General features: G+C 43.3%; 9 protein-coding genes. All 9 read right to left on the reverse strand.

The window, feature by feature from the left end; all coding sequences use genetic code 11:
- Positions 1-8: 8 nt before the first annotated feature.
- The 9 genes from AAGR14_RS16785 to AAGR14_RS16825 all read right to left on the reverse strand — a co-directional run bounded on the left by AAGR14_RS16785 (position 9) and on the right by AAGR14_RS16825 (position 13,510).
- Positions 9-1,232 carry an MFS transporter gene (locus tag AAGR14_RS16785; protein ID WP_342645391.1) on the reverse strand — a complete coding sequence of 408 codons (1,224 nt, stop codon included), beginning with the start codon at positions 1,230-1,232 and terminating at the stop codon, positions 9-11.
- Positions 1,219-1,989: an SGNH/GDSL hydrolase family protein gene (locus AAGR14_RS16790; RefSeq protein WP_342645392.1), complete on the reverse strand. Its 771-nt coding sequence runs from the start codon at positions 1,987-1,989 to the stop codon at positions 1,219-1,221. The genes AAGR14_RS16785 and AAGR14_RS16790 overlap by 14 nt, the downstream gene beginning before the upstream one ends.
- 2 nt (positions 1,990-1,991) lie before the next feature.
- Entirely contained in the window at positions 1,992-3,995 is a 2,004-nt protein-coding gene (locus AAGR14_RS16795) for an FAD-dependent oxidoreductase (protein WP_342645393.1), read from the reverse strand.
- 1 nt (position 3,996) lies between these two features.
- Positions 3,997-4,488, reverse strand: a complete 492-nt coding sequence (locus AAGR14_RS16800) for a hypothetical protein (RefSeq protein WP_342645394.1) — start codon at positions 4,486-4,488, stop codon at positions 3,997-3,999.
- A gap of 10 nt (positions 4,489-4,498) precedes the next feature.
- Positions 4,499-5,917, reverse strand: coding sequence for a RagB/SusD family nutrient uptake outer membrane protein (locus AAGR14_RS16805; RefSeq protein ID WP_342645395.1), 1,419 nt, complete (start codon positions 5,915-5,917; stop codon positions 4,499-4,501).
- A gap of 10 nt (positions 5,918-5,927) precedes the next feature.
- A complete protein-coding gene (locus AAGR14_RS16810) occupies positions 5,928-9,263 on the reverse strand; it encodes a TonB-dependent receptor (RefSeq protein ID WP_342645396.1) in 3,336 nt (1,111 codons plus the stop codon).
- A gap of 206 nt (positions 9,264-9,469) precedes the next feature.
- Positions 9,470-10,609, reverse strand: coding sequence for a FecR domain-containing protein (locus tag AAGR14_RS16815; protein ID WP_342645397.1), 1,140 nt, complete (start codon positions 10,607-10,609; stop codon positions 9,470-9,472).
- A gap of 348 nt (positions 10,610-10,957) precedes the next feature.
- Positions 10,958-11,542, reverse strand: coding sequence for a sigma-70 family RNA polymerase sigma factor (locus AAGR14_RS16820; protein ID WP_342645398.1), 585 nt, complete (start codon positions 11,540-11,542; stop codon positions 10,958-10,960).
- A gap of 612 nt (positions 11,543-12,154) precedes the next feature.
- Positions 12,155-13,510 carry a Gfo/Idh/MocA family oxidoreductase gene (locus AAGR14_RS16825; RefSeq protein WP_342645399.1) on the reverse strand — a complete coding sequence of 452 codons (1,356 nt, stop codon included), beginning with the start codon at positions 13,508-13,510 and terminating at the stop codon, positions 12,155-12,157.
- Positions 13,511-13,512 lie beyond the last annotated feature (2 nt).

The following is a 13,512-nucleotide window of genomic DNA, read 5'->3' on the forward strand; positions in this document are numbered from 1 at the left end:
GGGTTAATTTATTCGTTATAATTGAGGTCTTTATGATAAGTCTCTTCCATGCGCCACAGCCCTAAAAGAGAAAGCAATACAGCCACAAAGCCTACCATGGCCGCGCTTCCCATAGTTCCAAAATCTGTTTTGAACAGTAAAAATATCGGTGTCATAATATTGATGCTACCCCTAACAAAGTTTGGTACGGTGGTAGCCACGGTTGCCCGCAAATTGGTTCCGAACTGCTCTGCTGCTATGGTGACAAATAAGGCCCAGTAGCCAATTGCAAAACCAAGCAAAAGGCAAACGGTGTAAAAGAACCAAACCGAATTTGGCATAAAATAAAGGTATACGATGCCAAGCACCGTAGTAAGAGCAATAAATACCAGGACTACTGATTTACGACTTTGCAACCGCTGGCTCAGGATGCCACTGCTCAGATCACCCAGTGACAGGCCAATGTAATTGAACATTACTGCTTTGCCCGCTTCTATAGGAACACTTAACCCTAAGCTTTTACCAAATTCGGGCGAAAAGGTGATCAGTATTCCTATAACGAACCATATAGGCAGTCCGATTAAAATACAGCGTACATACTTTAAGCATTTGTACCTTGAACTAAACAAGGATAAAAAGTTTCCTCGTGAGACTGACTGCTCCTTGGCGTTTTTAAACATTACAGACTCAAATACATTGAATCGGAGTAGCAGCAACAGAATACCTAATCCACCACCTATTATATACGCAATCTTCCAGTCGAATAAATTTGCTACAAGATAAGCAAGAACCGCACCCATAAGCCCTATAGAGGCCACTATAGAGGTACCATACCCTCTTAAATGTTTAGGTAGTATCTCAGCAACCAGCGTAATACCAGCACCAAGTTCGCCTGCCAGGCCAATGCCGGCTACAAAGCGTAGCACAACATACTGGCTCAGATTAGTAATAAACCCATTGGCTATGTTAGACAGAGAATACAACAGAATAGAACCAAAAAGCACAGATAGACGTCCTTTTTTATCGCCTATAATCCCCCACAAAATCCCGCCTATTAGTAAACCGACCATTTGTACATTGATGAGATATATGCCGTCAGGCAGCAAACGGTCATCAGGTACGTGCAATGCTTTCAAACTTGGAATACGAACAATACTGAAAAGTAACAAGTCATAAATGTCTACAAAATAACCCAGCGCTGCTACAATCAGCGGCATAGACATAAGCTGGCGCAGATCGCTATCTTTGTTCATCAGAATTTACAGTCAATAGTTTATATAAAAAACCAGGGTAACTATTATTGTTGTTGGAGCCATCGCCCTTAGTAATGCTATCACCAAAACAAACAATTTTTTCTGTGGGCAACCTGTGGGCAGTTATGTAATCGTATACCGACAAACCAATGAACCGGTAGCCGTTGGCAGTAGGATGAATACCGTCGGTCTTGTTAGCATTGGCTTCATTTTGTATCAATGAATCTTTATCTAAGCCAATTTTGCCAATGGCCTCAAACCTGCTGCCTACATCCAGCAGATGAGCTTGGTGTGCTTTAGCTACCTTTTTGATTACGCTGTTCACCTGCTGCCGACGTACAGACACTCCCTCTGGCTCATAAAACGACGCAGGATGCCTGGTTAAAAGATAAGGCTCGTACAAAGGCAAAATGGTCATGATTATTAGCTTACTGCCGCTTTTCATTATAAGCCGTGCAAGTTGATTCACGTTTTCCTCAAACTGCACCAGCGGAACGTGTTTTACACTATTCATATCATTGGTGCCAGCCATTAAAACGGTAAGCTTAGGCCTATGCGTAAGGCAATCCTTCTCGAGGCGGGCGAGCATTTCTGTCGTGTTATTACCGCCTATACCCGCATTTATAATGTCTATACTACCCTGTTCGGGAGCCTTTAAAGCGGTTGGCCTGGTACTCGCAGATGCAAATGGCGAAAGCGCAAGCATAGCCGCTGATACGCTGACACCTTTGATTAATTGTCTTCTGTTAAGGGTCATGGCTATTTTTTTTCTTTTTGTGGAATAAATAATACTGCGTCAGCTACCACAACGCCGGATGCACCTTCAGCTGAGATTTCGACATAGCTGTTTTTTTTAGTTTGAAGGGCAGCAGCCCCTAACGCAACCCATTCACCAGATGCCTGCCCAACAACCTGAATTTCATCCTTTTTAATCTTTTTGACAACAAGCTTTTCGCCATTAAATATTTTTATAGCGGTTACATCGCAAGCATCCGGCACTTTAGGAAAGTAAGCATAAACCTGATACTGGCCCGATCTTTCAACAGCGGCTTTAAATCTTACGGTTGATTGCGCTGATGATGGATTTATTTTCAGAAATGAAGGGCCATACCCTCCAATTTTTTCTTTACTCCAGTTTCCCACTACAGAAACGTTATTTGTATCATCGTTATCAATTAACACCTCTGCTAAACTATGGTCGGCCAATGGATTAGTCTTTAGCTCCGCCTGCAGTTTTGTTACATCAATCTGTTGTATGGCACAATGATTATTAATCGCCTGACAAGCGGCTACGGCCGATGATTGCCCTAACACCATAAACACTGGTTCCATACGTATGGAGCCATAGGCCATATGACTGGCTGATAGACAAACAGGAACGGTCAGATTAATACATTGACTTTGCTTTGGAGTAATTGAGCGGTAAGCTATTGGATAAGGGCTAATTCCCCGCAATTGTACGTCGCCCTCGTTCTTCACCATACCATTTACAACTAACCTTTGTGCATTATGCGAGTCCATGTTGTATGCCCCCATACCAATGCCGTCTGGCACAATCACATTGCGTTCGCAATTGGCTTGGGTCATTACATATGCCCCAACCATGCGACGTGCTTCGCGCACGTACAGTTGTTTGGTGAAGTGCCCGCTTTTTAAATACTCGTCTTTAGGGTAGCCCCATTGCAGCATCTGGGCTCGCAAATGTTCGGGCATATGCGCATCGTGCCCTGCAAAGTAAAGCAGGCCTTTGGTATAATCTTCGTGTGCTTTAGTAATAGCATCACGGGTCTTGTAATCAGCCTCTGGGTATTCGTAATTCATCCCAATCATATCGGTAGAAAAAGGGCCGTTATTATTGATATCAGTTTTATGATTAGGCATAAGACTCATTTTTAAAAAGGCCCACAGATCTTTACTTGGCTTGGCAGTAAGATATCTTAGCAACAATTCATACTTGCTGGGATCATAACCTTCGGGCATAGTAATCGGGATACGGTTAGCCGGGTCATCACTCAGGCAAATACGGAAATTATAAGCCTGAATTTTTTTATCGCCAGTACCGTTAGGCTCCAGTTTAGCGTTGCTGATACCCCAAAGCAAGCCACTTTTAGCATCACCCGGAATTTTATAAGGATCAATGTGATCAGGAAACTGATGTTCGTTCTTTAACTGTACACCACTCACGGTTTCGTTGTAAAGTGAGTTATCTTCACGACCCGTCGTGTAGCTCACACCAGCCTTTGCCATCAAATCGCCTTCGTAAGAGCAATCAATAAATTGCCTGGCAACAACCAACCGCTTTTGAGCATCCGGTTGCTGGCTTTGCTCTAACTGAATACTTTTAATGACGGTGCCGGCCTTTGTAACCGAATTAAGTCGCCAATTTAGGCATACGGTAATACCTTTTGTTTTTGCGTACTTTAAAAACACCGCCTCGGCCACTTTTGGCTCAAAGGTCCATTGTTCAAGTTTGCCATAATGCTGGCCTACCTGCCTATAAAAATCACGGGCCAGTCCGGTAACTACATATTTGTTTCCAATATCAGTAAAGCCAAGCCCTCCACTTGACAGGCCGCCCAGCCGGTCGCCGGGCTCCACCAGGATTACACTTTTGCCCAGTTTAGCTGCTGTATATGCAGCAATTACACCGGCTGACGTTCCACCATACACACAGACGTCGACCACTGGTTGCGCCGGTGGCCGGGCATACGCCCAGTTCATAATGAGACTAAGCACTAATGTTATAATGCGATTTCTGTTCATTCTAATTGGTCAGCGTATAAGTGAATGTCTTATAATTACGATCAGACCCCATGCCGACCTGAACATTATTAGTGGCAGTCGTCATGGTAATAACAATTGTTTTGTTACCGTTTAATGGTGTATTGACAACAGGGATCTGTATATCAGCATACCATTTTCCTGCCGGAATGGAAACTGTTAAGGCTGCCGGCGGTGTATAATTAGTGCCTGCAACAGCAGTGCCTGATAGAGTGTAGCTCACGGCAACATCAAAACTTTTTAATGTATTGACATAAACTCGTGCTACCGCGGGCGATACCGACACCTTACCCGATGCAGAGTTTGTGATTGTGGTTGATGCGGTAGTACCTGAACCCGTGTTAGCGTTTGAGGCAATATACACCGCGTCCACGATTGCCCCCTTTGTCTCGTCTTTTTTACAGCTCATGAATATCATAAAGCACGATAAGGTAAAAAGCAAATAGATTTTTGATGTCATCTTTATTTTGAACATGATGCAATAATTAATAACCTGGATTTTGAACTAAATTTCTGTTTCGGATAATCTCCGTAGTAGGGATTGGCCAGCGTAAATAATTAACGTCGTTAAAACCGGTAACTACGGCATACCTGCCGGTGCGCACCAGGTCATAGTACCGTTTTCCCTCAAAGGCAAGTTCTGTAAAACGTTCATTCTCGATCGCTATGCGAACATCGCTTTGCGAGGTGACGGTGGTGGCGCTTAGCCCCGCCCTTGTTCTGATCTGGTTTAAAAGTGCTATTGCTGAATTTGTTTGGCCAAGTTCATTCAGCGCTTCTGCGCGAAATAGAATAATCTCGGCTAACCGGTAAATGATAAAATTAGAATCCTGGAACAGGACAGACCCAACCAGCGTACCTGGGTATTTAGCAATGTATATGCGGTTAGCATCCCGGAACGGCGCCGGTGCTGCACCCGTATTCTTGTAGGTGATGGCCGCTCTCAGGTCATTGCCAGGTAAGGCAGTCAACAGTTTGTTAGATGGAAGGTAACGCCAGTTACCAGCCGTATAAGTACCGCCGATAGGCAAAAACTGCTCCGTTAACCCATTAACATCGTTTGTTCCTGGAGTACCTTCTTGGTTAGCATTGTTGTATTGAATCTCAAAAATTGACTCAGATTGGTTTTTCAGCGTAAAAAGATTACCAAAGTTGGCACCAGGCACCAGTGAGTAACCGGCAGGGCTGTTGATAATTAATGCTGTAACGTCTGCGGCTTGCTGATATTTTTTATTCCAAAGGTAAAGGTCGGCCAGTGCACTACGTATGGCAGCTTTCGTAGCCTTGCCTTTATTCTCGATAGTAGTATAAAAAGGCAGGTCAGGAACTAACGGTTCGGCTGCTTTAAGATCTTTTTCGATCTGGGCAAACAAGGTAGCGCGGTCGTTATTTTTCGGAAAAAAGTCGTTGCTCAGATCCTCATACGGTTGCAGTATAAGAGGCACATTCTCAAACGTTCGTGTTAAGTAAAAATAGAATAGAGCACGTAAAAAATAAGCCTCGCCTATGATTCTATCCTTACGGCCAGACAATGAAGGGTCGGTAATGTTAGGTATGTTGGTAAGCACGCTATTGCAGCGGTTAATACCACTGTAAAGTGCATTCCAACCGTTTACATAACTGTTACTTGCCGAAACATTGCCATTAACGATTTGTAGATCAGAGCTCAATGGCCGGTCAGTAGCTGCAAGGATATCGGCCCGGCCGTCTCCCCAAAGCTCAAAATTAGCAGGCAGCTTTTGAAGGATGTCATAACAGGCATTAATTGCATTATCGGCATCCGAGGCTGTTTTATAAAAATTAGCCGGTGTAATCTGACTTTCAGGAACTTGCTCCGTTACTTTAGAGCAAGAAACCGCTAGAAAGCTTACCATTATAATAGTAATTATTATATTGATTTTCATTTTTTTCAATTTAAAATCCAACGTTAATTCCAAAAATATACGCACGATACTGAGGATAGGTGCCTTGGTCAACGCCCAATTGAATAGAACTGGCTTCAGGGTCGTAACCGGTATATCGGGTTAAAGTGAACAGGTTTTGAGCAGTGGCATAAAACCGGCAAGATTTTACTTTAAATTTTTCAAGTAAACTTGTGGGTAGTTTATAGCCTATTGTCAAATTCTTTGCTCTCAAATAAGAACCGTCTTCTATCCAACGGTTAGAGAACCGTCTGTTACCTGCCGGGTCTACATAATTCGCGCGGGGAATGTCGGTAATGTCTCCTTCGTTTCTCCATCTATTTAACAAGGTAACAGATCCGTTGAAACCGGTGGCCGATTCAGCAGCGTACCTTGTTCCGTTAACGATATCGTTGCCATAGCTAAATGTCATTAACAGATTAAGATCAAAGTTGCGCCAGGTAACGGTGTTGGTAAAGCCGCCCGTAAATTTTGGCTGGGCATTACCTATAATCATACGGTCATCTATATCAATTGTACCGTTACCGTTCAGGTCCTGAAAAATCATGTCTCCACCCTTAAAAACATAACCATTTGTACCGAAACTTGTACTGGTAATCTTTGCCGTATTATCAGCTGAATTACGGTACACGCCTGACTCTCTCCAGCCATACAAGCTTCCAATCGGACTACCAACCTGCAATATATTGTAGGATGTAAGCGATCCGGACAAACCCGCGCCTGCAGTTTGGATGATGTTGTCAGCACCGCCATAAAGTTGTACCACTTTATTGCGATTGAACGAAATGTTAAAGTTACTCCTCCACGTAATATCTTTGTTGTCGATGTTTATGGTATTCAGGCCAAATTCCAAACCCTTATTTTGGGTAGCACCAATATTCTGAAGTACAAAACCGAATCCTGATGTATTGGGCAGAGGCACTTGCAATAACAGGTTGGATGTATTCTTAACATAGGCATCCACAGTAAAACTGATTCTTGACGTGAAGAGCGAGATATCCAACCCTGCATTGTACTGAAGTGTGGTCTCCCAAGTAAGGTCGGGGTTAGGCAGCGTAGTGAGTGCAATGCCGCTTTGACCTATATAATTAGCTCCCGTGGAGTACTGTCCTTGTGCAACGTAATCGCCAATAGTTTGATTGCCTGTCTTGCCGATACTGGCTCTAAATTTAAAATCGTTGATAACCGACGATTTGTTCCAAAATGCCTCGTTGGAAACACGCCAGGCAGCAGAGACTGCCGGAAATATAGAGTAGCGTTTATTAGCGCCAAACCTTGATGATCCGTCGCGACGTGCAGATGCTTCCAATAGGTATTTGTCATTGTAAGCATATCCTAATCTTGCAAACGCCGATGAAAGTCCATAAGCTGAAGTGCTGGATGATACACTGGTAGGAGTAGTTGCTGCATTTAACGTATAGATGTTATTAGTTGAGTAAGGCGTACCCCTGCCGTTCAAAGCGAACGAACTACGCTCCTGCTGGCTGTACCCCAAAAGGCCGGTTAAATGGTGCTTTCCAAAGTCGTGAGCATAACTCAAGGTGTTCTCAATAATCCAGCCTGTAACATTAGAATTAAAGGCCTCCCCTATGGCAACACCGTTACGTACAGCATCCGAAGGTTGAAAAAACTGGTCAGTTACCGCATCATAGTCAAGCCCTGCGGTACTGCGCAAAACCAATTTGGGCAGGAAGGTGTATTCACCATAGATGTTACCTTTTACAGTGCTTACCTGGTTTACATATTTAATTTTGTTGGCAAATGCTACAGGGTTTATAAATCCTGACACATCGCCCTGATAATAGGTGCCATCAGGGTTGTAAATTGGCAATGATGGTGACTTTTTTAAAGCCACTTGAATGAGTGATGAACTGCCGTCATCCGTCGAGACCCTGTTGTTGGTATATCTTGACAATGACAAATTGGTTCCTAATTTGAATTTGCGGGATGCATCATAATCTAAGTTAATGCGACCGGTACCACGGGTAAAGCCAGATTTTATGATAATACCCTGCTGATCCAGATAACTACCGCTAAGAGCAAATCGAAGTTTATTTTCTCCTCCCCGAACCGAAACCTCATAATTTGAAATAGGTGCTGTGCGGAACAATTCTTTTTGCCAGTCGGTATTTGATAGTGTTCCGTCAGGTGCCGGCAATAAAAATCCGTACAGTGAAGTAATGCCATCTGACAGCGCGTTGGCGCGCCCTTCTTGTATGAGGTCTATTGCTTGCTGACTGTTCATTAATTTAACCCGACGGTTAGGGTTATCTTGCTGCCATCCGGTATAGTAGTTAAAATTAAAGGCGGTGCTCCCTTTCTTGCCATGTTTGGTGGTGATCAGCACCACACCATTGGCCGCCCTGGATCCGTAAATGGCTAATGCGCCCGCATCCTTTAAGACTTCCATGGACTCAATATCATCAGCATTGATAGCCGCGAGCGCTGATGGCTGACTGCCTGATAAACTAATACTGCTTAATGTGCCAGACTCAACAGGAATGCCGTCGATGATATAAAGAGGATCGTTCCCTGCGTTAATTGACGTGGTACCTCTAATGCGGACGGTAACCCCGCCTCCCGGCGAACCTGAATTTTGGATAACCTGTACGCCGGTTGCGCGGCCTTGTATAAGAGATTGCGGCGTTGCCACCGGTAAATTCTCAATATCTCTACCCTTGATAGATGATACTGCCGAAATAAGGTCTTTCTTTTGCTGAGTGCCATAGCCCACCACTACAACTTCATTCAAAGCAGATGGCGCCTCCTCCATCCTTACGTTAAGTATATTCTTACCTTTAACAGCAATTTGTTGTGCGTTGTACCCCATTAAGCTAAAGATGATGATACCATCATCGTCGGGTATTTTCAGGCTAAATTTGCCATCAGCGTTTGTAGCTGTTCCTACCGTTGTCCCTTTAAGCGAAACACTGACGCCGGCTAACGGCTGTCCCTTGTTATCTGTTACTGTACCTGTAACAACGATCGGAATAGCTGACCGTGAGATGGCGGATGTGTTGGATGCAACCGGCGTCGCCCTTTGCTTGATTACTACAGTATTGCCGTTAATTAGAAATTGCAAAGGCTGGTTTTTAAAACAACTTTCAAGGGCCTCAGTCAAAGATTCATTAATTGCGTTTAAGGTCACCGGTTTAGCGGTCCTTATCATTGCCGAATTATAAATAAAGTTGTACCCTGTTTGCACGCTTAAATTGGTCAGCACATCGTCCATTGACGCATTAACAACGCGGATATTCACTTTCTGTGCATAGCTTGCTGCGTTAACCTGAATAAGGGCGAAGGCCCACATTACGATGGTTAATTTCATTATTCTCAGAAATTTAGGTGGAATGCAGGAGCAAGCCCCGCATATGATTGCAGTAAAAATTTTATACATTTGAATGTTAGGTTAGTGTATAATTGGTATTCGAACAACTAAAAATGCGGACCTGACCCAGCTCTTTAAGGCTGGGATCACCGGGGACGCGGCAATGTACCCGGTGATCATTTTAGGACGCAGTTTTCAAAGTATAGCTATTGCATAACTGTAATCCTCCTTCCCTCAATCTTAAAATGAACAGTACCTGTCAGTTCCAGGTTACTTAACAACTCTGAAATATTATTGTATTTAGCCACCCTGCCACCATATTCTTGGGGCGAAAAGCCTTTTTCGTACAATACTTCGACGTCGTACCAGCGCGATGCCTGACGCATAATATCAGCAAGGCTCGCATTGCGAAATTGAAAAAAGCCATTTTTCCAGGCAACAACCTCCTGTACATTCACTTTACCTACGGTAAAACCGTTTTGGTTTCGAGCACTGACCGCTTGTTGTCCTGGTATCAATATTTGCTTTTTGCCCTGGCGGGAAATTTTTACAGAGCCCTCCAGCAACGTCGTCTTAGTATTGGGTTCATCATCATAGGCCGTCACGTTAAAGTGCGTTCCTAAAACTTCTATCTCCTGATCATTAAAAACCACTTTAAATGGTCTGTTTCTTTTTTTCGCAACTTCGAAGTAAGCCTCGCCGGTAATTTGCACACGCCGTTCCTTGTTTCCGAAAGCAACCGGAAATTTTAAAGAAGAGGCTGCATTCAGCCAAACCTTTGTACCATCTTCGAGAGTGATATGGTATTCGGCTCCGCGTGGAGTGGTTAATGTGTTGTATCCCGCCGGAGCCTTGGCCTGGCCTACGGATGATACAATATAATTTAATGATCCGTTCTTTTCTTTACGCACAACTATTCCTTCCTGGTTCACTACTGTGCCGCTTGCCCCTTTGACTAAAACGACCTCTTTACCATTGGCCAGTTTTAAGATAGCTTTATCAACGCCAGCCTTTATATCATTTTTTTTGAGGGCATAGGTAGTTCCTTCTTTACCGGGGCGGGATGCGTTGATCCATATCGAAATACCGGTCGTCAATAAGATCAATATTGTTGCAGCCGCATACCACCAGCTCCGAAAATCACGATCAGACTTTACCGTATGGCCTGTAGCTTCGTCAAGTTTTGATAGGATACGATTACCGCGTTCACGATCATTCAGACTTACGTCATCGGCATCGGCAAGCTCAATTTCATCATGGTAGGCCATAATTTTCGTAATCTCTTCTTCGGACGCGTTTCCTGCCAGATATTTTTCAAAAAGAATGATATACTCGCTGCGTGTCATGGTCAGTTGCTATTAATGGCATGGCTTTATTTAATTAGAGTGGTTTTTACTTACCACACACACTATCTTAAAGAAAAAAAAGACTATTAGTGAACAACTTTGTTTTTCAATGAATGAATTGCTGTTGCTTGCAATACCTGACCCTATGCAAACCAGTACACCTTAGAGCATTATAGAAACCCTATCTTCGGAACGACATTTGGATTTTGATGCACTGAAAAGGCCTACCATGATTACTAAGCAAACACGATCAGTGAATGTTCAAATGGCAATTTTGCGTTATTGCAACGCAGTATGCTTCGATAGAAAGCAAGAAACAACTTGAAGTACTGAGTGAAGAGTGTGCCCTTAATAGGCGTAACCTAATAAGATTAATAAGATCATTATTTCTTTTAGATTGAAACGCAAGTGCTTTAGTGCGATAGTAATTTGATTCTCAACAGAGCGCTTGGAAATCTTCAACATTTTAGCGATCTCTTCATTTGAAAGGTAGTCTCTCCGGCTAAGCAAAAATATTTGCCTGCACCTCACAGGAAGCACGTTCAGGTACGATTCAAGTTGCCTCTCCAATTCACCGGAATGTATCTTTTCGCTACCCTGATTGTAGATAACTAAGTCGTTTTTTTCTTCAATATTCTCACTATAGGATATAAAACTTTTTCTGGTTTTCTTTTGATAGCTGTAGACCTGGTATCGGATAGAGGCTTTTAAATAATGTTCTATATTGATTATAACCAAAAATTTTCGCCTGTTCCATAAGTTTAGGAAAAGATCATGCAGAACCTCTTCGCAAGCTGCTTCGCTGTCAATGTATCTTTGCGCCGTTCTAAATAATCTCAACCAGTACCGTTCAAAAAGTACTGTGAATGCACGATAGTTGTCGCCAACGATCAGAGACCATAAGTCGGCGTCACTTAAGGAATTTAGTTGCATGTAAATAATTGGTTAGGTAAACATACAAGTTAATATTGATATATTACAAATCCGACTATGGCTTCAACTACTATAATAACATCCTGAAATGTAGGCTAGGGATTTAATGTTATTGTAACACATATACAATCCACTAATGTCTTTGGCTCAAAAATTCGACGTCCTTATTCAAGAACAATTACAATTGAACACGTTTAGGCAATACTTAAATATCGTTTATGCTTGTCCACATCATAATGAGTGTTATTAGCTTAAAGCATTAAAAAATACTTTGAGCACGCAGAAAACGGCATTTAATAGATGATGATGCATTTATAACCTGCCTTTGAAAGTTACATGTGTTCTTAAAGCGGAATATACTAAGCTATGCTTAAATTGATTATCCAAGACTCATGCTGAGTTAGCAATAACCTTTATATGTATATAAAATAGTCTACCTTATTACCTGCAATTGAAAGACTTTGTTAATACCAAGCTATACAAATTAACCTCAAATTTGAGACGAATTGACCAAAAGATGAGACTGCCTCTCTGCGCATTTATCAGTGACACCAGCGACCTATTGGTAAAATTGGGCCACTGTTAGCAAATAAACCTTAACAAGACGGCAATCTATATTTTAGGCTCCCATCCGGGAGCATAGCTTCGGCTCCAAAACTTCTGGGCTTCTGTGTCGTTAATGATATGTCCGTTCGACGGATTGATATGTAAATCGCGGCCCACTCTCCAAGCTATATTACCGAGCTGCATGGCTAAAACACTTTTTTGACCTATTGCTACATCGCAACTTGGCTTTTTATTACCCCTTATGGCTTGTAAAAAATTAGCTACATGCAGGCTATCCAGTCCTAAGCTTGGGCTGGCGGTGTTACGTCCTTGTAAAGCAGACTCTTCGGCCAAACTTTTTTTAACCACCTGCTTAACTACTTTTCCGTTAAGATCATATACGGTATAGGCTTCACCATCCGTATCCAAACTACCATTATCTCCATAAAATATAACGCCACGGTCTGCGCCTTCAATTTTGCGCCCGTTCGAACTGCGGTTCTCCCACATGAGCGATACGCGTCCAGGATAATCCATGCAAATAATTTGCGTGTCGGGCGTTTGCCAGGCATCTTTGAATTGATAGCGCCCCCCCACAGAGGTAACGCGTGTAGGCAGGTCAACACCAAGCCCCCAAAGAGCAAGGTCAACTTCATGTGTACCGTTGTTGAGAGCTTCACCAGTACCGTACGTCCATAGCCAATGCCAATTATAATGTATTAAGCCATCCTGATAAGCCTGACGAGGAGCAGGACCCTGCCATAGTTCATAATTTAGCCACTCGGGTACTGCTGCAGGCTTGAGCTGCATGGCTTTACGGGCATTGGTATACCAGCACTTGGCAAAGTACACCCGGCCAATCACGCCATTATGTAACTCATCCATGCATTGTATAGCTAATGGAGATGACCGGCGTTGCGCCCCCATCTGTACTACCCTTTTATACTTTCTGGCTGCCGCTACTGCCATTTCGCCTTCGTGCGGGTTGTGACTCAACGGCTTTTCCACATAAACATGTTTGCCCGCCTGGCAGCCTAAAATAGTCATGGGTGCATGCCAATGATCGGGTGTGGCTATATAAATGGCATCAACATCCTTATCACTAAGCACGTGCCTGAAATCACCTTCACCTTTTGGCCGCTCGGTAGCCCCAGTGACTTGTTTTATCTTTTGCTGCGTAACAGGTATAGTTCGCGAGTCTACATCACAAACGCTGGTCACCAAGCATTTTTCCTGCCTGGCAAAGGTCGTGCACATGCTTCCGCCGCGCCCGTTTAGGCCTATAATTGATACATTGATGCGATCGTTTGCACCAATGATCCGGTTGTAACTTTTAGCTGTGAAGCCGAAGCTACTGCCGCCTATCGCTATACCACCAGTGGCAATAGCAATCTTCTTAATAAAAGTTCTTCTTTTCTCCATAA

Origin of the sequence: Mucilaginibacter sp. CSA2-8R (assembly GCF_038806765.1) — a bacterium.
Lineage (GTDB): Bacteria > Bacteroidota > Bacteroidia > Sphingobacteriales > Sphingobacteriaceae > Mucilaginibacter.